This window comes from Mesorhizobium sp. DxT (assembly GCF_058448885.1).
On the sequence record NZ_JBZFLJ010000012.1, the window covers coordinates 38,133 to 61,639 of the forward strand.

At 61.7% G+C, this 23,507-nt stretch carries 26 protein-coding genes; 13 read left to right on the forward strand and 13 right to left on the reverse strand.

Annotated elements, in window-relative coordinates; all coding sequences use genetic code 11:
- Positions 1-8: 8 nt before the first annotated feature.
- The 4 genes from ACVJNE_RS20360 to ACVJNE_RS20375 form a co-directional block, all read right to left on the reverse strand.
- Positions 9-248, reverse strand: a complete 240-nt coding sequence (locus ACVJNE_RS20360; RefSeq protein WP_499568558.1) for a DUF2188 domain-containing protein — start codon at positions 246-248, stop codon at positions 9-11.
- A gap of 81 nt (positions 249-329) precedes the next feature.
- Entirely contained in the window at positions 330-1,577 is a 1,248-nt protein-coding gene (locus ACVJNE_RS20365) for a DUF5996 family protein (RefSeq protein ID WP_499568560.1), read from the reverse strand.
- A gap of 25 nt (positions 1,578-1,602) precedes the next feature.
- The gene (locus ACVJNE_RS20370) at positions 1,603-2,538 is read right to left on the reverse strand and encodes a pirin family protein (protein ID WP_499568562.1); all 936 of its coding nucleotides are present in this window, start codon (positions 2,536-2,538) and stop codon (positions 1,603-1,605) included.
- A 131-nt stretch (positions 2,539-2,669) separates the two neighbouring features.
- Positions 2,670-3,563, reverse strand: coding sequence for a LysR family transcriptional regulator (locus ACVJNE_RS20375; protein WP_499568563.1), 894 nt, complete (start codon positions 3,561-3,563; stop codon positions 2,670-2,672).
- A gap of 344 nt (positions 3,564-3,907) precedes the next feature.
- Here ACVJNE_RS20375 and ACVJNE_RS20380 point away from each other — a divergent pair, with 344 nt between their 5' ends.
- From ACVJNE_RS20380 to ACVJNE_RS20395, 4 genes are all read left to right on the forward strand, one after another.
- On the forward strand, positions 3,908-4,948 hold the full coding sequence (locus tag ACVJNE_RS20380) for an LLM class flavin-dependent oxidoreductase (protein WP_499568729.1): 1,041 nt from the start codon (positions 3,908-3,910) through the stop codon (positions 4,946-4,948).
- A gap of 225 nt (positions 4,949-5,173) precedes the next feature.
- Positions 5,174-5,281 carry a GNAT family protein gene (locus ACVJNE_RS20385; RefSeq protein WP_499568730.1) on the forward strand — a complete coding sequence of 36 codons (108 nt, stop codon included), beginning with the start codon at positions 5,174-5,176 and terminating at the stop codon, positions 5,279-5,281.
- A 110-nt stretch (positions 5,282-5,391) separates the two neighbouring features.
- The gene (locus ACVJNE_RS20390) at positions 5,392-7,047 is read left to right on the forward strand and encodes an acetolactate synthase large subunit (protein WP_499568565.1); all 1,656 of its coding nucleotides are present in this window, start codon (positions 5,392-5,394) and stop codon (positions 7,045-7,047) included.
- Between the two features lie 21 nt (positions 7,048-7,068).
- Positions 7,069-8,451: an aldehyde dehydrogenase family protein gene (locus ACVJNE_RS20395; protein ID WP_499568566.1), complete on the forward strand. Its 1,383-nt coding sequence runs from the start codon at positions 7,069-7,071 to the stop codon at positions 8,449-8,451.
- Between the two features lie 400 nt (positions 8,452-8,851).
- Here ACVJNE_RS20395 and ACVJNE_RS20400 read toward each other — a convergent pair whose 3' ends face one another.
- Complete coding sequence (locus ACVJNE_RS20400; RefSeq protein WP_499568568.1) at positions 8,852-9,898, reverse strand: LacI family transcriptional regulator; 1,047 nt, start codon at positions 9,896-9,898, stop codon at positions 8,852-8,854.
- Between the two features lie 1,011 nt (positions 9,899-10,909).
- On the opposite strand from ACVJNE_RS20400, the gene ACVJNE_RS20405 reads away from it, so the two are divergent.
- Together ACVJNE_RS20405 and ACVJNE_RS20410 are read left to right on the forward strand one after the other, a co-directional pair.
- A complete protein-coding gene (locus tag ACVJNE_RS20405; protein ID WP_499568569.1) occupies positions 10,910-11,239 on the forward strand; it encodes a helix-turn-helix domain-containing protein in 330 nt (109 codons plus the stop codon).
- Between the two features lie 137 nt (positions 11,240-11,376).
- Positions 11,377-11,601, forward strand: a complete 225-nt coding sequence (locus tag ACVJNE_RS20410; protein ID WP_499568571.1) for a helix-turn-helix domain-containing protein — start codon at positions 11,377-11,379, stop codon at positions 11,599-11,601.
- Positions 11,602-11,663: 62 nt separating this feature from the next.
- Here ACVJNE_RS20410 and ACVJNE_RS20415 read toward each other — a convergent pair whose 3' ends face one another.
- From ACVJNE_RS20415 to ACVJNE_RS20440, 6 genes are all read right to left on the reverse strand, one after another.
- Positions 11,664-12,062: a RidA family protein gene (locus ACVJNE_RS20415; RefSeq protein ID WP_499568572.1), complete on the reverse strand. Its 399-nt coding sequence runs from the start codon at positions 12,060-12,062 to the stop codon at positions 11,664-11,666.
- Between the two features lie 52 nt (positions 12,063-12,114).
- Positions 12,115-12,819, reverse strand: coding sequence for a glutamine amidotransferase (locus tag ACVJNE_RS20420; protein ID WP_499568574.1), 705 nt, complete (start codon positions 12,817-12,819; stop codon positions 12,115-12,117).
- Positions 12,816-13,844 (reverse strand): homoserine dehydrogenase, encoded by a 1,029-nt coding sequence (locus ACVJNE_RS20425; RefSeq protein WP_499568732.1) that lies wholly within the window; start codon positions 13,842-13,844, stop codon positions 12,816-12,818. The genes ACVJNE_RS20420 and ACVJNE_RS20425 overlap by 4 nt, the downstream gene beginning before the upstream one ends.
- A gap of 192 nt (positions 13,845-14,036) precedes the next feature.
- Positions 14,037-14,867 carry an alpha/beta fold hydrolase gene (locus tag ACVJNE_RS20430; RefSeq protein WP_499568575.1) on the reverse strand — a complete coding sequence of 277 codons (831 nt, stop codon included), beginning with the start codon at positions 14,865-14,867 and terminating at the stop codon, positions 14,037-14,039.
- A 206-nt stretch (positions 14,868-15,073) separates the two neighbouring features.
- Positions 15,074-15,823: an SDR family oxidoreductase gene (locus ACVJNE_RS20435; RefSeq protein WP_499568577.1), complete on the reverse strand. Its 750-nt coding sequence runs from the start codon at positions 15,821-15,823 to the stop codon at positions 15,074-15,076.
- Positions 15,824-15,880: 57 nt separating this feature from the next.
- Positions 15,881-16,816, reverse strand: a complete 936-nt coding sequence (locus tag ACVJNE_RS20440) for an alpha/beta hydrolase family protein (RefSeq protein WP_499568579.1) — start codon at positions 16,814-16,816, stop codon at positions 15,881-15,883.
- Between the two features lie 166 nt (positions 16,817-16,982).
- On the opposite strand from ACVJNE_RS20440, the gene ACVJNE_RS20445 reads away from it, so the two are divergent.
- On the forward strand, positions 16,983-17,540 hold the full coding sequence (locus tag ACVJNE_RS20445) for a TetR/AcrR family transcriptional regulator (RefSeq protein WP_499568581.1): 558 nt from the start codon (positions 16,983-16,985) through the stop codon (positions 17,538-17,540).
- A gap of 351 nt (positions 17,541-17,891) precedes the next feature.
- Here the strand turns inward: ACVJNE_RS20445 and ACVJNE_RS20450 are convergent, their stop codons facing one another.
- Complete coding sequence (locus ACVJNE_RS20450) at positions 17,892-18,773, reverse strand: LysR family transcriptional regulator (protein ID WP_499568582.1); 882 nt, start codon at positions 18,771-18,773, stop codon at positions 17,892-17,894.
- Positions 18,774-18,879: 106 nt separating this feature from the next.
- Between ACVJNE_RS20450 and ACVJNE_RS20455 the strand changes: the two genes are divergently transcribed.
- From ACVJNE_RS20455 to ACVJNE_RS20480, 6 genes are all read left to right on the forward strand, one after another.
- On the forward strand, positions 18,880-19,407 hold the full coding sequence (locus ACVJNE_RS20455; protein ID WP_499568584.1) for a VOC family protein: 528 nt from the start codon (positions 18,880-18,882) through the stop codon (positions 19,405-19,407).
- 93 nt (positions 19,408-19,500) lie between these two features.
- Positions 19,501-19,764 carry a P-loop nucleotide/nucleoside kinase family protein gene (locus ACVJNE_RS20460; RefSeq protein WP_499568586.1) on the forward strand — a complete coding sequence of 88 codons (264 nt, stop codon included), beginning with the start codon at positions 19,501-19,503 and terminating at the stop codon, positions 19,762-19,764.
- 329 nt (positions 19,765-20,093) lie between these two features.
- Positions 20,094-20,570, forward strand: a complete 477-nt coding sequence (locus ACVJNE_RS20465) for a hypothetical protein (protein ID WP_499568588.1) — start codon at positions 20,094-20,096, stop codon at positions 20,568-20,570.
- 188 nt (positions 20,571-20,758) lie between these two features.
- On the forward strand, positions 20,759-21,130 hold the full coding sequence (locus ACVJNE_RS20470; RefSeq protein WP_499568590.1) for a hypothetical protein: 372 nt from the start codon (positions 20,759-20,761) through the stop codon (positions 21,128-21,130).
- A gap of 637 nt (positions 21,131-21,767) precedes the next feature.
- On the forward strand, positions 21,768-22,253 hold the full coding sequence (locus ACVJNE_RS20475; RefSeq protein ID WP_499568592.1) for a DUF421 domain-containing protein: 486 nt from the start codon (positions 21,768-21,770) through the stop codon (positions 22,251-22,253).
- Positions 22,254-22,292: 39 nt separating this feature from the next.
- Entirely contained in the window at positions 22,293-22,610 is a 318-nt protein-coding gene (locus tag ACVJNE_RS20480; RefSeq protein ID WP_499568593.1) for a YrhK family protein, read from the forward strand.
- Positions 22,611-22,794: 184 nt separating this feature from the next.
- Here ACVJNE_RS20480 and ACVJNE_RS20485 read toward each other — a convergent pair whose 3' ends face one another.
- On the reverse strand, positions 22,795-23,253 hold the full coding sequence (locus ACVJNE_RS20485; protein ID WP_499568595.1) for a DUF1772 domain-containing protein: 459 nt from the start codon (positions 23,251-23,253) through the stop codon (positions 22,795-22,797).
- Positions 23,254-23,507 lie beyond the last annotated feature (254 nt).

Sequence of the window (23,507 nt, forward strand, 5' to 3'; positions counted from 1 at the left end):
GCCGCGCGTCAGCCGATGACCTGTGCCTCGGGTCTGTCGCCCGCTCGCGAAAGTTCCGCGTGCCAGTGGCCAGTCGCGTCCTCCCAGACGATGCCAGTGGTCTCGCCCGGCCGCAGCTGCTTGCAGGCGGCTCGCCGCGCAGCGCCGAATGCGGCATCATGACTGGAGAACGTCTCCGAATAGGTGTCGTCCACCCGATAAGCCCAGCCGCCGTCGTGTTCGACGATCCGATATTTTACAGCGTCCATTTCATTGCTCCTGCCGTGGGAATTTTACTGTCTGCTGCTTTTGCGCCGGAATTTCTTTGCTAATCGGCCGCCATAAACCCATCACTGGCGCACGACGTCCTGCCATTCGGGGTGGCGACCGATCTGTGCTTTTGCGAAGGGGCAGAGCGGCATAATTGCGATACCGTCGCGGCGAGCGTCCTCGATTGCCTTGCGCACCAGCCGTTCGCCGACCTTGCGACCGCGCAAGGCTGCGGGCACCTCCGTGTGGTCGATGATTATCAGGCTGTCGCCGGCGCGGCTGTAAGTCATCTCCGCCTCGATGCCATCGACGACCAGCCGGTACCGCCCCTTCGACACGCCATCTTCCCGTTCGACTGTCTCGTCGTCTGACAAGGGCGCAGGCCCGGCCAGCGCGGCGTCCGGCACGCGCACCTGACGCGGCGTACCGTGGGCACACTCCAGAAGATCACGATCCCAGCCGCCCAGATCGGCCGCCGCCTCATAGGTCGAGACGAGGAATGCCATGAGCGCCTCGTCGGGATCGGCGGCGGATTGCACGGCATCGTAGGGGAGGACGAATTCCGACACACCGTCATGCCAGAACGCGGCATCGGGCTGTACCGTCGCGGCGCGGTAACCGCCGGGCGCCGGATAGGCGTAGGCATAGAATGCCGGGTAGTCGATGCCATTGCCGCCCGGCCAGAAGCCCGCCGACGATACTTCGCGATCATAGGCCTCCTGCGCCACGTTGTCGGGCAGGGCGGGGATGCCCGCCGGATGCAGTGGCGCGCGTCGGCCCGAAAAGCGCGTGACAGCCAGGTCGAAGCTGCCCCAGAACAGGTGAACGGGACTGGACTTGCCCACAAACGACGTCCGAAACCGGTTGAAGACCCTGTCAACTGCGATCAAACCCTGGTGGAAGCGCTGAACGGCTTCGCGGTCATAGGGCCGGTCGCGATCGTCCTCGGCGAAGGGAACCGGGTAGGGCACCTCGTTCGGGCTGCCGTTGAAGGTTGGCGTGCCGCCAAGATCGGAGACCAGTTGCAAAAAGCTCGCGTGGAAGGTCGCGACCGTCATAGGCCCAAGATCGAACGACTCCTTGCGACCGTTGCCACAAGTGCCGACAACCCTGTGCTCGCGCAAGTCGAACAGGATCTCGATGCCGGGACCGTCCGGAATGGGCGAGGACGCCAAACCGTGGGGCGTGACATAGAAGGTCGCGTTCCACGAATGATTGAGCCACGGAGTGTGTGCCAGCCGGTATTTGCCGGCGATCTGGAGATACAGATGCAGGGCTGAACACGTCTCGCGCCAGCTGAGGTAATCAAGCTGCGGCCACCTGGTCATGGTCGTTTCTCCACGCTGGTTTGGGTCAATCGGGAAGAGGAATGTACTCGTTGCGGTCGTCGGCGGGCAGGTCAAAGCGGCCCTTGCCCCAGTTCGCAGCCCGCCATTCGGCCTTGGCAAGTTCGATCCGCTCCTGCGACGAGGCGACGAAGTTCCACCATATGTAGCGCGGTCCGTTGAAGGTCGCGCCGCCGAGGATCATCAATCGCGCGCTCCGCTCGCCAGCAGCTATCGTGATGCGGTCGCCCGGCCGGAATACCATCATCTGGCCCGCCTCGAATTCCTGTCCGGCTACCGAGATCGAGCCATCGACGATGTAGATGCCCCGGTCTTCGTGATCGTCCGGCATGGGCAGTCGACTGCCCGGCTCAAGCCTCACATCGGCGTAGAAGGTCTCGGAGAGCATCGTCGCGGGCGCGGTCTTGTCATAGGCGTTTCCGAGGATCAGCCGCACGGAGACACCGCGATCCTCGATGACGGGCAGCGTCTCCTTGCCGTGATGCTCGAAGCTAGGCGCCACGTCCTCGTGGCTGTCGGGCAGAGCCAGCCAGGTCTGGATCCCGAACAGGCTGTTCGGACCGTTGCGCGCCGCCGCCGACGTACGTTCCGAATGGGTGACGCCGCGACCGGCGACCATCCAGTTGAGCGCGCCGGGGCGGATGATCTGGTCGGCGCCGGTGCTGTCGCGGTGATGGAAGTCGCCCTGGAACAGGTAGGTGACCGTGCCGAGGCCGATATGCGGATGCGGCCGCACGTCGACGCCATGGCCGGTCAGCAACTCCGCCGGCCCGGCCTGATCGAAGAAGATGAACGGTCCGACCATCTGACGCTTCGGTGCCGGCAAAGCGCGCCGCACCTGGAAATCGCCAAGGTCTCGGGAACGCGGAACGATAAGGGTTTCGATCGCATCAATGTTGACCTCATCGGGACAGCCTGGTTCGATTGATGGGTTCCAACTCATGCGCCTATCCTTTCGTGGTTCCGCCAGACGTTCGACATAGCTGTCGGTAACGCTGGCAACTAGCTCCGCCATCCGCCGAGCTGTGTCGCGAAAAGTGCAACGCCAAAGCCGCCTCTCGCGAAGGTCAATCGCTACCGCTCGACCCCCGCAAGGCGCGGATCTTCCACGAGGCATTCGATCAGCAACTCCGTCAGTACCCGCACCTTGCGCGATTGATGCTGCCCCGGCGGCCGGATGACGAAGACCCCAGCCGATGGCACCGGGTAACGTGTCATGATCGGCACCAGCGCGCCCGCGGCGACATAGGCGTCGGTGACACAGTCGGGTAGCCAAGCGACCCCAAGCCCTGCGGCTGCGGCTGCAGCGAGCGCGATACCATTGTCGGCCTTGTAACGCCCTTGCGGATTGATGGTGACGACCTTGTCGCCGTCCATGAACTGCCAGGCTTCCGTGCCCTGCATCAGGGCCTGGTGAGAGGCGATCTCCTCTGGCGCCTCCGGCGCGCCATGCGCCGCTATGTAGTCGGGGCTGGCAAGAAACTTCCCGTGGATAGTCCCCACGCGTCTTGCGATCAGGTTGGAGTCCTGGAGGAGGCCGACCCGGATCGCGCAGTCGAAACCCTCGGCGATGAGATCGACAAAGCGGTCGCTGTAGGATGAGTGGATGTGAAGTCTCGGGTGGCGGCGCGCCAGCTCCGCCAGCACTGGTGCTAGGTGCGTCGGACCGAAGGTCAGCGGCATTGCGACACGCAGTCGGCCGGTCAGGTCACCAGTGGGCTGGATTATTTCCCGCGCCGCATCGATTTCGGCGCCTACTCTTGCTGCATGGTCTCGGAATGAAGCCCCGGCTTCCGTCAGAGCCGCGCCTCGGGTGGTGCGGGCGAGAAGCTGGACACCGAGCTCCGCCTCAAGCCGGAAGAGCCGACGGCTGACGATCGATTTGGACACGCCGAGCCTGCGCGCGGCAGCCGATACGCCGCCGGCATCGGCAACTTCCACGAATGTCCGAAGGTCGTCGATATCCATCTGGTGTTCCCCTTTTCGCGACACAGCGTGGCAGGAGCGAGCTCTACTTTATTGCAGAAAGAGATGTCACTTACCCCATGCGGACGGTCTGAGGTCACGCATTCGCGTCAGTCGCACCGTCACCAAGAAATCGCACCAACTCAAGTCCTGGTAGCGTGGAGGAGCAAAAAGGAAGCAAGAACGGCACCTGCTGGGCAGAACCTGCACCGCGGCGCCCTGGATCATAGGCTAATTCGTGGTCGGACAGACGGGTGCCCGTTCGCATTTCACCGTAGCCAGACCAGCCCCGCGCGCCAATTCAACGCGGTCCGCAAGGACCGATGAACATCTTGAAAGAACCCATCATGGAAATAGGCGTCGACAGTTTTGCTGCCATCCTTCCCGATCCGACGACCGGACGACTTCCCTCGGCGACCGGTCGCATGGCCGACCTGCTTGACGAGATCGAAACCGCTGACCGTGTCGGGCTCGATGTATTCGGCATCGGGGAGCACCACCGCGCAGAATTCCTCGACTCCGCGCCGGCCATTATTCTTTCGGCGGCGGCGGCCCGAACCAGCAAGATCCGCCTGACGAGCGCGGTGACGGTGCTGAGCGCCGCCGACCCGGTGCGGGTTTTCCAGGAATTCGCAACGCTCGACCTGATCTCCAAAGGGCGCGCCGAAATCGTCGTCGGGCGTGGGTCGTTCGGAGAGGCGTTTCCGCTGTTCGGGCTCGATACCCGCGCCTATGACGATCTTTTCGCCGAAAAGCTCGACCTGTTCCTAAAGCTCGGCGAAGAGACCAACATCTCCTGGTATGGGCGCTATCGCCCCGCCCTTCACGGAGAGGGCGTTTTCCCGCGTCCCCACCAGCCGCGACTGCCGCTGTGGGTGGGCGTCGGCGGCACCCCGTCATCCTTCGAGCGCGCCGGAGAGCTCGGCCTTCCGCTGATGATCGCGATCATTGGCGGCACGTTCGAACGCTTTAGACCGCTCGTCGATCTCTATCGCGAGGCCGGTGGGCGTGCGGGGCACGCCCAGGAGAAGCTCGTTGTGGGGGTGCATGCGATGGGTTTCGTCGGCGAGACCGACGCAGAGGCCAAGGATGCGTTCTTTCCCGGATGGGCGCATCTGACCGGCACCATCGGACGTGAGCGAAGGTGGCCGACGCCAACGCGTCAACAGTTCGACGCGATGGCCAGCCCTGAAGGCGCTTTCCTGATCGGTGCGCCGGCGACGGTTGCTGCCAAGATGCTCGAGGCAAGCGAGACGCTTGGCGGCATCTCACGCATCACCTTCCAGATGAGCACCGCATCACTTGAAACCACCGCGATGAAGCGATCGATCGAGCTTCTCGGCACGGAAGTCGCACCGATTATCCGGATGTCTCACAAGACGCCGTAAGATACTCTCATTCCCCAAGATACCGGCGGAGCAAAGTCCAGGGAAACGAATGAATCCAGTCATCGACAATCCGGCCGCGTTTCGTTTCGAGCCCCGATAGCGGGCCGCGATGGCGACATCGCAGCCACCTATTTCCGGGGTCGAGGACGGCCGGTTCGTCCTCGTCCACACCGAAGTGCGTATCGGCTCACCGGACAGGGAATCGGTTCGCAACTGGCTCGGGGCATCTTTGAGACAGTCCGCGCGCGTAGTGGCAAGGTCGTCCTGCGCTGCTCGTTCATGGGTGGCTACCGTGCACGCCATCCCGAATATTCCGACATCGTGATGGGCTAGAACGGAGCCGCCGCCGGTCTCGCGACACAGGGACAATAGGTGGCAATTGCACAAGCCCGTGTATGCTCGCCGCGAGTTCCATCGAAACGATGAAAGCAGGAGTTTAGGCTATGCCGAAAGGATCGGACCTTTTTGTCACCGCACTGGAGAACGAAGGCGTCGATCGCATCTTCGGCGTGCCGGGCGAGGAAAACCTCGACCTTCTGGAATCGCTGCGGACCTCCAGCATCAAGCTGGTGCTGACACGCCATGAGCAGGCCGCGGCCTTCATGGCGGCCACGCATGGACGGCTGACGGGTAAGCCCGGCGTGTGTCTGGCAACGCTCGGACCCGGCGCGCTCAATTTCTCGAACGGCGCTGCGTATGCACACCTGGGTGCGATGCCGATGATCCTCATCACCGGGCAGAAGCCGGTGATGAGCGCCAAGCAGGCCCGCTTCCAGATCGTTGATATCGTCGCCTCGATGAAGCCGCTGACCAAGATGACGCGCCAGATCGTCAGTGCCGCCGCCATACCCTCGACGGTCCGCGACGCCTTTCGTGTCGCGATGGAAGAGCGGCCGGGACCGGTACATCTGGAACTGCCGGAGGACGTTGCGGCCGAAGAGGTCGCAAACATCCCGGTCATCGCGCGCCATGGGGTGGACCGCCCCGTGGCCAGTGCCGCGGCTCTCGACAGGGCAGCCGAGATCATCCGCAACGCAAAACGCCCGCTAGTAATGATCGGCGCTGCGGGTAACCGGCCCACCCTGGTTGACCGGCTCTCGGACTTCGTTGCTCGAAGCCGCCTGCCATTCTTCAACACGCAGATGGGCAAAGGCGCTGTCACCGGCGGCTCGAACCTTTACATGGGCACCGCGGCGCTCTCGGAGGGCGACTATGTGCACGAGGCGGTCGATCTTGCCGACCTGATCGTCGCCATCGGCCACGACACGATCGAGAAGCCGCCCTTTCTCATGAAAAGTGCGGGGGGACCAAAGGTCATCCATGTCGGCTACCAGTCTGCTACGGTCGAACAGGTCTACCATCCGGATTTCGAGCTGATCGGCGACATCGGGGCTGCGGTCGCGGGACTTGCCGAGCGGCTCGAAGGAAAACTTTCACCCGACGAGGGCATGCTCGAACTGCGTCAGCGTATCCTCGCCCGCATCAACGACCGCGCCGAGGAAGATCGTTTTCCGCCTACACCGCAGCGCATCGTCCACGATGTGCGCAAGGTGATGCCGGAAGACGGCATCGTCTGCCTCGACAACGGCATGTACAAGATTTGGTTCGCGCGCAACTACAGGACCCATGTCGCCAACACGCTGCTGCTCGACAATGCGCTCGCCACGATGGGCGCCGGCCTGCCCTCGGCGATGATGGCGGCGATGCTTTATCCGAACCGCCGCGTGCTGGCCGTGTGCGGCGATGGTGGCTTCATGATGAACTCGCAAGAGATAGAAACTGCGGTGCGGCTCGGGCTGAACCTCGTGGTGATCATCCTAAACGACAGCGCCTACGGCATGATACGCTGGAAGCAGGCGGTGGACGGCTTCCAGGATTTCGGCATGAGCTTCGGCAATCCCGATTTCGTACGCTACGCCGAGGCCTATGGCGCCAAGGGCTCGCGGGTCAGTGCGGTCGAGGATCTCATGCCGGCGCTCGAAGCCGCCTTCGCCGACGGCGGTGTTCATCTGGTCGATTTGCCGATCGACTATTCGGAGAACACCCGTGTTCTGGTCGACGAGTTGCGCAACCGCAGGCCCGACGTGGAACTCGCGTAATCCAGCGAAGGGAGATCGACTATGCTGAAAGTGGTGCAGGCATTCGACCGTGCCCCGATCACGGAGATCGAGACCGACGACGACGACGCGCTGGAGCGCAAACTGCTGGCGGCCGAGCGCGTCCTCAGGGATCGCAACGGCTGGCTGAAGTCGCATGAGCGCGTTGCCATTCTGCGCAGGCTGGCCGCGTTGATGGAAGGCAGGCGCGATCATCTCGCCATGCAGATCGCGCGTGAGGGCGGCAAGCCGCTGCCCGATGCCATCGTCGAGACCAATCGCGCAATCGATGGCGTCCACAATGCCGCCGACGAGTTGCGCAACTTCGCCGGCCGCGAGGTCCCGATGGGGCTGTCGGCCGCCGCCGAGAACCGCTGGGCCTTCACCACGAAGGAACCCATCGGCGTTGTCGCTGCGATTTCCGCCTTCAACCATCCGCTGAACCTGATCGTTCATCAGGTCGCGCCGGCCATCGCGGTCGGCTGCCCCGTCATCGTCAAGCCGGCGATCACGACGCCGCTCTCCTGTCTCGACTTCGTGGCTCTGATCCGGGAGGCGGGCCTGCCGGAGCCGTGGTGCCAGACCTTGATCACGGAAGACAACGCACTGGCCGAAAGGCTGGCGACGGATAGCCGCGTCGCCTTCCTCACATTCATTGGATCGGCAAGGGTCGGCTGGTCGCTGCATTCCAAGCTCGCCCCCGGCACGCGCTCGGCACTGGAGCATGGCGGGGCGGCGCCAGCCATCGTCGATCGCAGCGCGGATCTCGGCAAGGTGATCGAGCCGATCGTCAAGGGCGGCTATTATCACGCTGGGCAGGTCTGCGTTTCGACGCAGCGCATCTTCGTCCATGCCGACATCGCCGACGACTTCACGCAGAGGGTCGTCGCCCGCGTCGAAAGTCTGCGCACGGCCGACCCCACATTGAACGACACCGAGGTCGGGCCGCTGATCCTGCCACGCGAGGCTGACCGGGTCGGACAATGGATCGAAGAAGCGGTTCAGGGTGGGGCGACGCTGGCAACGGGCGGCAAGCGACTATCTGAGACTACCTTGCAACCAGCGGTTCTACTCGACCCGGCCACAGCCGCGAAGGTTTCGACGCTGGAGGTGTTCGGCCCCGTGGTCGCAGTCTATCGCTACGACGATCTGGACGAAGCCATTCGTCGGGCAAATGCCCTGCCGACGGCCTTTCAGGCCAGCGTTTTCGCGCAGGATATCGACGTCGCAATGCGCGCGGCCAATCGGCTCGATGCCTCGGCCGTGATGATCAATGATCCCACCGCTTTCCGCACCGACTGGATGCCTTTTACCGGCCGGAAGGAGTCCGGATACGGAACCGGCGGCATCCCCTATACCATGCGCGACATGACGCAGGAAAAGATGATCGTGATGCGCAGGAGCTGACGCCGCGGCCAATTGGAACCACGGCTATTTGGTCCCTGCGAGACCGACGAGTGCGCCTGAAATCGCGTGCAGGCTTGACGCTCTCGTCGGCGCACGTTTCGGGCAGCGGACCTTTCGGACGTGATCAGAGTTGCGTGTCCGCCGCATCCAGTGCGGTGCAGGCGCCGACGCCGAGAGCCAGATGGACGTGGCGGAAGAGCTCGATCTGGCGTTCGATGATGATGATGGGATCCACGTTATCGCGGCGGCTTTATTGGTGGGAGCAGCCGTGCCATCCGTCCGTCTTTGAACAGGAGGAGCTGCGTGGGGTTGGCTGAAATTCGTCGTTCCCCTTCCGATGAGCTAACCGGGCAGCGGGGCCGGTTGGCCGGCAGCGTTGCGATCGCAAGTCCGCACGCAATCATGCGTCCCGGTCAGTCGCTGATTGCCGCCACACCTTGGTCGGAACAAACAAGGTCTGCAACTCGGAGATGGGTTTTCCCTCAATCAATCCGAGCAACGCCTTGGCCAGGCATCGGCCAGTTTCGCGTATGTCCTCGTGAACAACGTAGAACTCGTCGCCGAAGACGGAAAGATTAGCAAAGAGCTGCTTGGTAACGATATCGACATCGCGACCGATGACAGCACCAACATCCTTGAGGCCGGCCTGGATAGCCAGTATCGCGCCGCCGGTGCCGCTCACCCCGCCCGAACTGTTGATCAGTCCGTCCGGCGCGGGGCTTTGCAGCATCAGGTTTCTGACGGCCAGCCTGATCTGCTCGATTGAGCTATCGTTCGAGATCCCCTGGAACCGTACCTCCTCCAGCTTGTGCTCGGCCATCGCCGCCTCGAACCCCTGCCGCATGTGGTCGTGGAAGCTCAGGCCTGCGGGCGGGGCAAGCAGCGCCAGTCGCTTGCGTCCCAGGCTGGCAAGGCATTCAACCGCGATTCTGGCGAAGGCATGGTTGTCGAAATCGACGTAGGGGTGTTCGACACCTATTTGCGTCCGACCATGGGTCACGAAGGGCATTCCTTGCTCGATCATATACTGTACCCGCAGATCCGCTGGCTCGATCCGGGAAATGATGATCCCGTCCACGGCTTCGGTCTCGATGAGCTTCCTAATCGGCAAGACGGGATCGCTATGCTTCGAATAGGGCGTGACAATTAGCTGATAAGGCGTGCCCTCAAGGCATTCGGTGATCCCGAAGACGATCTGCGACAGGAAGCTGCCGATTTCCTCTTCGGTATCCAGGACAAGGCTGACTACGTTCGTCTTTCCGGTCCGCAGTCGCAGGCCAGCCCTGCTGGGATGGTAGCCAAGCTCGCGCGCCATGTCCTGGACGGATTTGCGGGTCGCTGAACTGATCTTCTCATCGTGCCGAAGGGCGCGAGAGACAGTCGTGACGCCCAAACCCAATGCGGTCGCGATGGTTTTCAGCGTCGGTTTCTTGCTGCGTGGTTCCAATCAATGCGCCCAGGTTATGGTCTGCTTTTTCTGGTTGGGTCCATTCACCTTACTGCCGTTCCGTGTCGTTTCCACTCCTTCATTTTGAAGGGCCTCGGACATCTTTCCCAAATTGATCGTGCCTACCGGCCAGGCAGGTTGCCGCGCGCTGCCTCTGGTAGAGTGAGGAGTTTTTCCGCGTCTTGACATTTCATTGTTGCAACGATACACAATTAGGTTGAAACGATACAAATGTAAAGTTCTCGCCCAACCGAGTGGCGCTTTCACCAAATGGCTGCCGAGCCATGCACCCGCAGACTATGCCCTCGACGCAAATTGCGCCTCAGACGCGTATTTGTAAGGAACAAGGTCATCTCGGCGCAGCGCGCGGACTTGCGGCCCGACGGGTACCGCCCTCCGAAAGGAGCCACAGCATGACCGTGCATTCCTGTTCGTCATTCGCCCAGTGGCACAGCAAAGGCCGACCTGCTTCCTACGTGCGCGCGCTGAAATCCCCAGGCGGGGTCCTTGAAATGCTTGAGGTTGCGCAACCCGCTGGGGGTATGTCACGCCCAGCCCTACCGGATATCGTCTTGTACGAGGACATGATTGGCAATGGTCGTGTCAGATCAGATCTCGGGGGAGGGCGCTTTGATGTAACTAGCGAAAGAGGCTTACTCAATTTAGCTGCGCCAAACTTTGCAACAACGGCGGTCATGGAGGAAAGCCATCAGGTTCGCAGCGTGACGTTCCCCTTGGCTCATTGGCAGGGCGTCCTGAATGAAGCCGCCGACGGCCGGTTCTCGATCGACACGGCCTTCAACTACGGCCGGGTGTTCGACTCACCGCCGATCCGATCGGCGCTGCGGAACCTGTGGGTGCTCTGCGACGACGAAGGAGCGCCATCACGGCTTTGGGGCGCGTGCCGCAGGCTGCGAGATCCTGGCGGAGTTGTGCCGGTTAGGCGGAGCACAGTTCAAGGCAGCAAGGGGCGGGCTTGCACCGTGGGCCGAGCGGCGTTGTATCGATCTCATGCACGCTCGGCTTTGCGAAGACATCAGCCTCGACGATCTGGCGGCCGAAGCGCGGCTCTCCCCTTTCCATTTCGCGCGGATGTTCAAGCAGAGCGTCGGCGTGCCACCACGGATCTATCTGACACAGCTGAGAGTGGAGAAAGCCTGCCGACTGCTCGAGACGACAGACCTGTCCATCACCGGTATCGCGCAGGAAGTTGGGTACTCGTCAAACCAGGTGCTCGCCCGGGTCTTCATCAAGCATCAACGCATGAGCCCGACTGACTACCGTCGCGCTGCCCGCGATCCGGGGCGCCGGAAGGAGAAAGCGTCGGCACTGCAGGCATAGGTGGCACGGAATGACTGTTCCCGCATGCCAGTCTTTCGCCCAATTGTACCGCGCAGGCCACTTCGGATCATATGAACGCACGATGAAATCTCCAGCCGGAATTCTGGATCTTTCTGAGGTTGAAGGACCTGCCGGGGATGAGCGTCGGCCCGCCGCCTCGGGATCATCTGACGCGGCTAAGGATGGAGAAGGCCTGCGAACTCCTTGCACGGACCGACCTCCCTGTCACCGAGATCGCGCAGGAGGTGGAATATTCGTCGAACCGGGTGCTTGTCCGCGTATTTATAGAGCACCAGTGGATGAGCCCGACCGACTATCACGATGCGGACCGCCGAACCTTACCTGATAGGCAATGGGAATGACCCTTCAGCATGTGAGATTTCCTGGAGGACTGTGCCTGCCTCCTCTGCGTATCGGGTTGCGTTCAGCCTCCTGCAGGGATGCGCGCGATAGCCTTGATCTCGAAATCGAAGCCAGAAAGCCAGGTTACGCCGACCGCGGTCCAGTTCGGATAGTCGGGACCGAGAAAGACCTCATCTTTGATGGCCAGCATCATAGCGGCATGGTTTTCGGGGTCGACGTGAAAGGACGTGACGTCGACCACGTCGCGGAACGTGCAGCCTGCCACGGCCAGGACCGCTCCCAGATTATTGAAAGCCAGCCGGATCTGCGCGGCGATATCCGTTTCCGGGCTGCCGTCCTCGCGACTGCCCACCTGTCCCGACACGAACAACAGATCGCGGGACCGGATTGCGGCCGAGTATCGGTTCTTCTTGTATAGTTCTTGCCGCCCTTCGGGGAAAACGGGAACTGGTTTCGTCATACCGGGGTCCTTTCACTGTAATGGTCGATGCGAGGCGCTGCTCGCTCCGGCGTCAATGCTTGAGGTGCGACAGCCAGTCCGTTAGCAACGCGGTCCCGGCCGTCTCCAGATCGCCGGCATATCGCGCGGCATCGCTGCGCAGCGTGACAGGATCGATACCGGCCGTGGCCAGCTCACTGGCGTGACCCAGAAGCCAGTGCTCGAACCGCGCGCCAAGGACCTCCGGATGGAACTGCAGGCCGAGCACATTGGGCCCACGCGAGAAGGCCTGGTTCGCGCATAGCGCGGTGGACGCGAGCAAAGTGCTGCCCTCCGGCAGGTCAAACGTGTCGCCATGCCAGTGAAGCACCGGAACGTCGCGAAGCGCAGCGACAGGATTGCGGGCGGCCAGGTCCGAAAGGTTGAGTTCCGACCAGCCGATCTCCTTGACCGGACCCGGATAGACGCGAGCACCGAGGGCTGCCGCCATCAGTTGCGCGCCGAGGCATATGCCGAGTGTCGGCCGGTCGGCCGCGAGCCGCGACCGCAGCAGGCCTATCTCATCGGCGACGACCGGATACGCGTCGTGATCGTATACGCCGATCGGGCCGCCCAGAATCACGAGTATATCGGCGGCGAGAGGATCGAGCTGTGCCGCATCGCGCTCCGCCACATCGATATATTCGATGTCGTAACCCGCCGCTCTCAAGGGGAACGCGAAGCTGCCGAGGTCCTCGAACCATATGTGCCTAATAGCGTGTACGGTCTTCAGCGTCATTCCTCTCCTCCCAAGCCGCCAGTGGCGCGAGCCACTCGTGCCATCAGGATATGTTCGAGATCCTTGAGCGCAGCCGCTGCGGTGGCGAGCGGTTCGGTTCCCGATCCGATGGCGATCGTCTCGCCCATCGCGTCCGTGGTGATCCGGATTGCCTTGTTCTTTCCCGACACATGCGCAAGCGGATCGCTCGGTGGGTAGGGACGGATGCCGACGGTCGCCCGCGTCGCGCCGTCCGCGCGGGTGAGGCTTCCAACGAGTTTGGGAACGAGATGCTGCCTTCGCCACGCTTCGATGTCGCGCGCGGTGACTGACTGAATGCCCTCGACGACCAGATCGTCCATCGTCAGGGCGGTGTCGAGGCCGAAATTTGCGACGAGTATGAGTTTGCTGGCAGTGTCCCACCCCTCGGTGTCGTTGCGTGGATCGGCTTCAGCGAAACCGCCTGCCTGGGCGCGCGCCAGCGCCTCGTCGAAGCCGAGGTTCTGGTTCATCATCGCGTCGAGCAGGTAGTTGGTGGTGGCGTTCAAAATGCCCTCGATTTCCAGTACCTCACAACCTTTTAGGCTGTGTTCGAGAAGGTCGATCGTCGGCAGGGCGGCTGCCGCTGCGCCGCTGAGTTTCAGCATCGCCCCTGTGGAACGCGCCAGGGCTTGCAATTCCGGGCCGCTGTGGACCAGCGCGCCCTTGGATATGACAATGGCGTCGCGCCCCGCCGAAAGCGCAGAACGGAGATAGGCGAGGCCCGGCCCACCGGTCCGGTAATCGCTCGGACCTGCCTCAATGAGAATCTCGGCGCCGCTCGTCTCGATGAACGCCGGACCCGACAGGCCCGGCTCTAGCGCATCCAGGTGCTCGGCTTCGAGCCCGTCCGCGTCTGCCAGACCGGATCGCGACCCGCAGACGGCTACAAGGCGCAAGTCGGCGCCATGGACCTGCCGGTAGCGAGAGCGGCGAGCAAGGAGAAGACTGGCCGTGGCGCGGCCCACTCCTCCGAAACCTGCGATCGCGACCCTGATTACATTCATGGTTTTCAATGCCCTGTCTTCGAACACCGAGCACGGATTGGCAACGCTTCCAGCAGCGTCGATCGCTTTCCCCGGCGGGCTATGTCTATTGAGCGAGTGTAACCTCGCCGCGGCGGTGCGTAGCACATTCACGGAACAGGCTTTCGGCGGTCGCGAACGTTGCGGCCGCCAATCACCTTCGGCAAAGCTGTCTCATGCGCGGATAAAGGCAAGCATGTCCGGGTTCACGACCTCGGGATGCGTGGCGAACAGTCCGTGCGAAAGGCCGGAATAGGTCTTGAGCGTTCCGTCACTGACAAGCTTGATCGCCTTGTGAGCCGAGTTCTCGATCGGCACGATCTGGTCATCCTCGCCGTGAATGATTAGCACGGGAATGGTAAGCGCCTTCAGATCCTCCGTGAAGTCGGTCTCAGAAAACACTGCGATGCAGTCATGGTGCGCCTTTGCGTCGCCACTCATGCCCTGGCGCCACCAATTGTCGATCATGCCGTCGCTGATCTTCGCTCCGTCCCGGTTGAAGCCATAGAAGGGCCCGCTCGGAAGATCGCGGTAGAACTGCGCGCGGTTTGTTTCCAGGGCGGAACGCAACCCGTCGAAGACCTCCATGGGAACGCCGTCCGGATTTGCCTCGGACCGAACCATCACCGGCGGGATCGCAGCGATAAGAATGGCCTTGGCCACCCGGCCGCGCTCGGAGCGGGCCACATAGCGGGTGACTTCGCCACCACCGGTCGAGTGGCCTATATGGACCGCGTCGCGCAAATCGAGCGCCTTGGCTATCTCGGCCACGTCCGCAGCATAGGTATCCATGTCGTTGCCGGTGTCGGTCTGGTCGGACCGGCCATGGCCGCGCCTGTCATGCGCGATAACACGGTAGCCTTCCGACAGGAAGTACAACATCTGGTTGTCCCAGTCGTCTGCGCTGAGCGGCCAGCCATGGTGGAACATGATCGGCTGCGCGTCTTTCGGGCCCATATCCTTGTAGAACAGGGTGGTGCCGTCACTTGTAGTGATGCTTGCCATTGCATGTCTCCTTGCAAGCCAGGTCTAAGGGATCTTCGTATGGACGGAGGCTTGATCAGCCGCGATCTCACCTGGCCGGAACCCGCGACTGCCTTTCACGTGACAAGTCTAGCGGGTTGGTGAACGTGCTGCGGCGCGGAAGCTGCCGTGCACGCACCTATCTTGCGGGCTCTTGCTTGCAAGCCCGCCTAGATAAGGGGTGCCGTCTACGCGGCCTTGGCAGCAAGCGTGATCGCGTCCGCGCCGGCCGGCATGCGAAGAGGAGAAGTCGGATCGGTTACCGCGTCCCAGACGGCTTCAGCCACGTCGCCTGGGGTCGTAACTTCGGCCTTTTGCGGCGGTGCTGCGGAGAACACCTCTTTGGCCCATGCGGCATAGGCTTCGGGTATCCCATTCTGCGAGCGAGCCCGGGCGGCTGCGCTGAACGACGTTTCCGGTGCACGGCCCGGAATGACGAGCCGCACGCGCACCCCGAACGATGCCACCTCCAGTGCGAGGTCTTCGCTGAACGCCTCCATGGCCGCCTTGCTGGCCGTATAAGCCGAGAGCATCGGCAGCGGCTTGAGCGTTACAGCTGACGACACGTTGACGATGACGCCCGATCCTTGCCTGCGAAAACCAGGCAGCACGGCTTGCGTCATCGCCATCGCGCCGAAAGTGTTCAGTTCGAAAAGCTGGCGTGTCGCGTCGATCGATACGCCTTCCAGTGCCCCCATAAGGCCGGCACCGGCATTGTTGACGAGAGCGTCTATTGGCCCCGCCTCCTCCACGGCACGCGCGATGCTGGTGGCGTCGGTCACATCGAGCTCGACGACGCGCAGGCGCTCGTACGCAGGCAGCAAATCCTTTCGCGGCGTGCGCATCGTGGCAATGACAGTCCAGTCGCGATCGAGGAAATAGCGGGCGGTCTCAAGCCCGAAGCCGGACGAGCTGCCAGTAATGAGGATCGTGTTCATGCAAAAACTCCAGTGAGTTGGTCGTGATTGGGAGATGAGGGGACGCAGGCGTCCTGCTCACTTCGCCTCGATGCTGCCTTCCGGCGCAGCGTCGGCCGCGAGCGCGGCGACGGCATCGGCCCAGGCGGAGTCGCCGGGATAGAGCGAACTGCGAAGGAAAGCGGTCGAAAGACGTTGGATCACGGCAACCCGCTGGGGGCGTTCGTCCGTCGTCTCCCGCGCCTCGTAACCGGGGATGCCGCCAAGAGAGTGTTCTCCGCCAAAGGCAGTAAACAAAGCCTTGGGCGACGGGCTCAGGTCGTAGGGATCGCGCCACCAGTCCGTTCCTCGCGTGGTCAGTCCACCCTTGTCAGCGTCACCGACCACGACCAGCGTCGGCGCGGTCATGCGGGAAAAATTCGAGTGCATGAACGGTAGGGCGCGGGCTGCAAACTCGCTCAAATCGTCGCCGCCTTGACCGGGTGCCGCCAGGAGCACACCCGCCTTGATGCGCGTGTCCTTCCTGTTGACCACAGATCCGTCGTCGGGGTCGGGGTGAGTGGCGCCGAGCAGTGTGCTGGCTGTTTGCCCACCCCACGAGTGCCCGGCAACCGCGATTCGGGAGCGGTCGAGCCGCCCCTGTATGATCGGTGCCTCGCTCTCGATGTGATCGAGCCCATCGAGAATGGCAGTCATGTCTTCCTCCCGAAAACGCCAGAACCGCGGGCGACGAGGGTCGTCCGAGGCAAGGCGGAGCATCCGCGAATCCAGATGTGTCGGCTGGATCACGACAAAGCCGTGTGCCGCCCAATGATCAGCCAGGGGACCATAGGCGTGAAGCGACTGACCATTGCCATGCGAGAAGATGATAAGGGGCAGTGCGTCGCCTTTGATCGGCGCGGATAGCCGTACCTGCAGGTCAATGCCCCGTCCGGTGGACGGCACCGTGATGGGAGCGATGGAAACCACGGGGGGCGTGCTGGATGCGTGGGGTGCGGGAATCGGGCTGGACATGGGGCGGCGAGCCTCCTAACTATCAAACGGATCAATGTTCCGATAGGCTATATACGGATCGATGTTCCGTTTATCAAGGGGGGTGAAAGTGGCCATGCCTAAATCCCGAAAACCGACGGGGTCAGCCTCACTGACCGGGTGCGATGGCGAGACGTCTGCGCCGCGAATGCGCGCCGACGCCCGCAGAAACGAGGAGGCGGTTCTGGAGGCCGCGAAGATCGTGTTCGCCCGGTCCGGAGTCGATGCGCCCATCCGCGAGATCGCATCGCAAGCGGGTGTCGGATTAGGCACGCTCTATCGCCGTTTCCCGACCCGCGCCAACCTGGTGGCAGCCGTGTTCCGCCGCGAGGTCGATGCCTGCGCCGATGCGGCCGCGCCGCTTGCCGCCCAGCGCGGGCCAGCCGATGCGCTGTCAGCGTGGCTGATGCTCTACACGCGCTTCCTGGCCACCAAGCAGGGGCTGGCCGCGGCGCTCCATTCCGGCGATCCCGCATTCGCTGCCTTGCCGGACTATTTCCGAAGCCGGTTCGAACCCGCTCTGTCGATGCTGCTGACCGCCGCTGCCGATGCCGGCGAGGTTCGTGCCGATGTCGCGCCCTATGATCTGCTGCGCGCGATCGGGAACCTCGCGGTGGCTTCCGGGCAAGATGGAGAAGCGCACACAGAACGCATGGTCATGCTGCTGCTGGATGGCCTGCGTTACGGCGCGGCCACGCCAAAATGACCGCCATATTGTGACATATAATGTCGCTGTCTGCCTTCCCTTTCCAAACTGAGGGCCTTTATTGCGACAAAGGTACCTTCTGGTCCTCCCCCGCTAAGACCTAAATGGGGCCGGGAACGGACAGTCTGGTTTTGGTGATTGCGCAGCGGTAAGCAGCCGTTCGGGGAGCCTGGATCGCTTGCCGAAGATGTCGCTCAGAAGGGCCCATTTTCCACTTAACGGCGCCATTGGCGATCGTCTGCTTAGGAAAGATCCGACACAGCAGCAATGTGGCTTGGTCGGACGTCTGAGATTGCGGCACAACTTCTGTTCGTTCGGGCGCCAACCGGATCAACATCATTGATCCCAGGCCTAGGCATGAAGCCCCTCACGCTTGACAGTGGAAACGGCGACTTCCATGAACTCCCTGACCCGCACCGGCACGAATTTCTGGGCCGGATAGGCAAAGTAGAGTCCCGTAAATGGTGATCGCAGGTCAGGCAGCACCCTCACGAGATCCAGCTGATGGGCGAGATAGCCGGGCAGGAAGCTGATTCCGAGCCCCATCGTGACGAGCGCCCTGACGGTCAACAAGTCGTCACATGCCACGCCACCAGACAGGTCGACGGAGATTTTCCTGTCGTCGGCCAGCATCGGCAATGGCCGCGCCCAAGGCTTGGTGATCGCGATCAGATCGTGATTCCGGAGTTCCTCGACTGTGTCAGGAGTTCCCCGACGATCCAGATAGGTCTGACTGGCAAACAGGCCTGACGGGCCTGTCACAAATGAACGTGCGATCAAACTTGAATCGCGCAAGGGGCCCACGCGCACGGCGAGGTCGATGCCATCCGCAACAAGATCGGCAACACGATCGGTGACAACGAGCTCAAGATTGACCCCGGGATGGGTACCGCGAAACGCGACGATGACGCGCGGCAGAAGGGTTTGCGCGATGTCGACCGACGCCGTCAGCCGAAGCGATCCGACCATCTCCGTCGACTCCGCGCGAAGCTCCGCTTCGGCGGTTTCGATCGAGCGCAGTGCGACGCGGCAGCGTTCGAAATAGGCCTGTCCCTCTGAAGTAGCGCGCAGCTTTCTTGTCGTGCGCCGGATCAGGGTCACTCCGAGGCGTTCTTCAAGCGCCGCAACCTTGGCGCTCACCGTCGTTGCGGGCATGCATAGACGCCGGGCCGCTCCAGCAAAGCTGCCGGCTTCGAGAACGTTGATGAAGACGCTGATTTCGTCGATGCGCATGTTACAATTATGCAGTTTTCTGCATGATCACTCCAGATTATTCCGTATTTCCCAAAAGGCGTAGTTGGGTGACCTTCCCCGGATCAGAGACTGGGAAGTGATGCTCATGACCACGCACCTCAATGCCTCCAACCCAGCGACCCCCGTTGACGAAAATTACAGAATCGACGCGCGCGTTAGGGTAGGTCACGTCCACCTCAAAGTCGCCGACCTAGAGCGATCGCTCGTCTTCTACCGCGACATGCTTGGCTTCAGCGTCACCATAATGCTCGGTGGTGAGGCTGCGTTTCTGGCTGCGGGCGACTATCATCATCATGTTGCCCTCAACACTTGGGAGAGTCGGGGCGGTGCTGCGCCTTCCGGCGGTACGACAGGTCTTTATCATGTCGCATTCCTCTACCCGACACGAGCCTCACTGGCCGCCGCGCTGCGCCGCCTGCAGACAGCTGGAGTGGCGCTAACCGGCGCAAATGACCACGGTGGGTCAGAGGCGATTTATTTTCGCGATCCTGACGGCAACGGCGTGGAGCTGTACTGGGATCGCCCGTCAGCGGAATGGCCACGCAACCCCGACGGCACGCTTAAGCTGGTCAGCAAGCCGCTTGATATCGAGGAGCTCGCCCGTTCCTTGTAATGCACCTCAAGGGGACCGGTCCTCCGGCCTTTGCTGCTCGGCGAGATGCAAAGGAGGCCGGGCAAGTTCAGGCGCGAGTGGGAGATTGTTTTGGTGGCGCTTCATTTCATCTGCGGAACGGCGGGATCCGGAAAGACCACGCTCGCTCGCGAAGTCGGTTATCGACTTCCCGCAGCGGTGTTCTGCGAAGACGAGTGGATCGCCACACTGGGCTTCGAAATGCGCACGGTTGAGCACTATACAGCTGCGTCGAAGAGATGCCGCGGCCTTATGGCATCGCTCGCTGTACAGCTCCTCCGCATGAATATTTCTGTCGTGTTCGATTTCGGAGGAAACACCGCAAGAGCCAGAGCATAGGCGCGAGAGGTTTTCGAAGCCGAAAATGCGGAGCATGTCCTGCATGTCATTCCTGCGAGTGACGAATGGTGCCTTTCTAACATCCATCGCCGAAACGAGGAGAAGCCGCCCGGCATCTATTGGGGGGAGCGTGAGTGATGAAATGTTCCATTCCGTAACCCGCTTTTCATGACGCCGCAGCCTTCGGAAGGGTTTAACATCAGGACGCATCACCCACGAGGCGATAGAAACAGGGGCGCGCCGTAGTGCGGCCCACCTCCTTCTGGAAGTCGTCCTCGGCCGACACGTTCGGAGGTCCTCGACGACTTCGCGGATGCCGCCGTTTTGGCGTGGACGATCGTCGGCTTGATCGGGACCGGGAACGGGCGGTCTGCTTTTGGCCACGCATCAAGCGAAAGCTGGCGTTCGTATTTCTGCTCCCAATTCGGATAACCTGCTCGCCACAAGCCGGCCTTCACGAACCGGGAACAGTTGGCCATATCGACAACGAGCCAAAGGAGGTCAGCTGGAATCTCGCGCCCGCTCTATCGGGGATCGAGGCGCTGGCCCGTAGGGTCGCCGTTGCCCTGCCGCTGATCGCGCTTGCGGTGCTGATCCTGCCGCTCGCGTGGTGGCTGTCGAGCGCGATCACCTCGCTCATGCGCCGGGTGCTCGCGCCGCGTGTAGCAGGACTTTCTGCGCAACGTCATCGCGCGGGCGATGGCAGTGATATCACCGAATTGCCGCAGGACATTGCAAACGCAACCATTCCCGAGGTTGCGTCAGGAAACCTCTTGTCGGGCCGAGAGCCACGACGAGATCTATAAAGCGAAATAACACTCAACTTGAGAGATGGCCTTTCAACGGCGGCGCGCATCACAACCGATATACGCCTCGTAGTATAAGCCCTTGAAGTCACTGAGAAGATTCGCCTATCGTTATCAGGGGTTGTGGCACGGGCAGGGGGCCTAAGCAGCACAATTCCGATTGTCTAATTCACAAGGGAAGTCGGAATATGAAAAGTTGGAACTTCGTTGCATTAGCAGCTGTGGCTGCGCTTGCCGGGTGTACGACAAGTGGCGCAGATGGTGGGGCCTCGTCGATGCACGCCCCCTATCAAATAAGCGACCAGGAACGCGAATTCGTCGTGAGTGCACTCGAAACCAAATTCGGCGCCAGCGGGATACAGCTAGAAGGAACCAAAGGCAGTCAGCACGTCGGAAGCGGCATGGTCGTTTACTGCGGCTACGCCTCTGGAACCGGGTTGGCGAGGACAGCCTTCGGTGGAATTTTTGGGCCCAATCGGGCTCACACGACGTTTTTGCCGTTCGCCGAAACCGAGGCGAAGATCAAGAGCTTATGCCGGACTAACGATATCTATATCTAAGCTGGCAGCAACATGAATGAAGCTGGGTGTGATGCAGGCGAAGGCGACTGCTAAGACACCGTTGATCACTGGGCCTCGCCATCCGGCAGGATGGGAGGCCGCCTGCGGGATAGGCGATCGCCCCTCGCGTTCGCATAGATGCACCGTTGGCTCAGGCTCGATTGCCAGCCGTGACCACCGCAATGGTCCGTCGTAGAGCCCATGCGCCACGAGTGGATCGTGAGATCGTAAGATTTTGACGCTCTGAGCTTTCGCTTCAAGAAGCGCGTCGGTCTGCCTGCGCGCAGGCCCTGTCCTGCTGGATCATGGAACTTCAGGCGAGCAGCTTGCGTTGGACTTCATCGAGTAAGAGAGAACGATGAGCTATGCCCGTTTCGAGCCGGTGATCGCCGTTTCGAGGCCGTTATTTTCGGGGCGATGTTGGACAACAAAACCTTCAAGGTGAGCTTTTCTTCTCTCCTCTTCTCGCCGCAGTAATCCTCTTCGCCGCTTCCTTCGGATTGGCGCGGAGTCAGGCAACTACAGGCGATGTCGCCGACAGGGCCATGATCCCATTTTACTTGCTGTCATGACCAGCGAGTCACTGATCGCCGATCTTGAAGGCCACGAATAGAACCACCGAACGCAGGAGACTCACATGAACTGGAGCGACATGTTCTTCCAGGACTGGGAGGGGATCGTGCGGGCAGTGATCGTCGGGCTTCTGGCCTACGCCGTCCTGGTGGTCTTCCTTCGCATTTCGGGCAAGCGAACGCTCGCTAAACTCAACGCATTCGACCTGGTTGTGACCGTGGCACTTGGTTCGACGCTATCTGCCATTATCCTGCAAGAGTCGATCGCACTTGCAGAGGGAGCGGTCGCACTTGCACTGCTCATCGCCGCCCAGTTCGCCGTCACTTTCACCTCCGTTCGCTCCCCGACCGCTGCGGATCTTATTCGTTCGGAACCCGCTCTTCTGGCCAAGGACGGACAATACTGCGAGGTCACCATGCGCCGAGAACGTATCACAAAGGATGAAGCTCTGAGCGCGGTTCGATCAAGCGGCGGCCATCGCATAGAAGATGTCGCGACCCTGATACTCGAGAGCGACGGAAGCATGAGCGTGGCGCTGGCCACGGGTTAACAAGCGCTTGGCGGCTTCTCAAACAAAGGAGACGGTCTCATGATCTCACGGATGTTCAATTATCACGATCCCGCGCAAACCGAACATCGCAAGCGGGTCTATGCCGCCTTCGAGCTGTGGTACACGATTGTGGACGTGGGCGCGGCCGTCAGTTTCCTCGCGGGCAGCATCTTGTTCCTTTGGGAGGGCACCAAGACGGTCGGAACGTGCCTGTTTATCGGCGGCTCCGCCCTCTTCCTGCTCAAGCCCGCAATCCGTCTTATGCGCGAATCTAAATACGCGGCCAGTGGCGAGATCGACACCCTGGCCCGTCGCGCCGGATGGGTGTCTGGTCGCACCGAAGGCTCGGGACGTTAGTGTCCGGCGAGCCTAATCGCCTTATTCACGTCAGCTTAGGCATAGATGGGAACTGTCACATTACACGCAGCTTGCTCTATTCTGTGAATTTCGGATAGCCGCCGTTGATTTCACGCGGGTGTCACAATGCAGCGCGTAGCCCGTCTCCGCTCCGCGCTCCACGGTCGGAGGGGAGCACTCTTGGTCAGCGCCTCCCGTCAATGTCGGAACCTTCGATAATCGCGCGCCCGGTGGCGAGGAGTGCGACGAAGGTACTGACTGCATTTACGGCATGTCCGTATTCCCACCTGCGTCTCAACTCCTCCCAGTTGTCCGGCGTCGAGGTCCAGTTCGCGGTCGCCTGGTTGCCCGGAAATACCCAGAGAAAAAAGAACACGAGTGTCAGACAGATGAGGATCGCTGAAACGAGCGCCCAGCGTGCCGCCCTCCTGTCTTGCCTGCGGAGCCTCCAAGCCAAAAATCCGTTTGCGGCGATCGCGGCGAAGATGGGGACCGCAAACAACGCCCACCCTTCATAGATCGGCTGGACCGTGAAATATTCAGCCTCATTCATGCCCATCTTGGCCGGAAGTTCGAAGAGGTGAGCTCCTCCGGGAATGACGATTAGGGCGGTCAGTGCAAGAGTCAGGAGTTTGAGTATCATGCCGGCCTCGATTCGGCGCGTAGGAGACATTGCGGCCAATGCGTCACCCTGGGGTACGGTTCCGCGTTGCGACAGGCCAGCAGACGATAATCCCCTGATGCCTCACCGCATGCCGCGTTTCGGCACTTGGTTTCGTCGTCGACCGAACGTTACGGGCTCCTGTCGTTTCGGCTGTTGAGCTGGCCTGCGATCTTTGGGAGCCCGTCGACGGATGGCCTTGGGCTTTTGCGGCAATAACTCAGCCAACAGGCTGC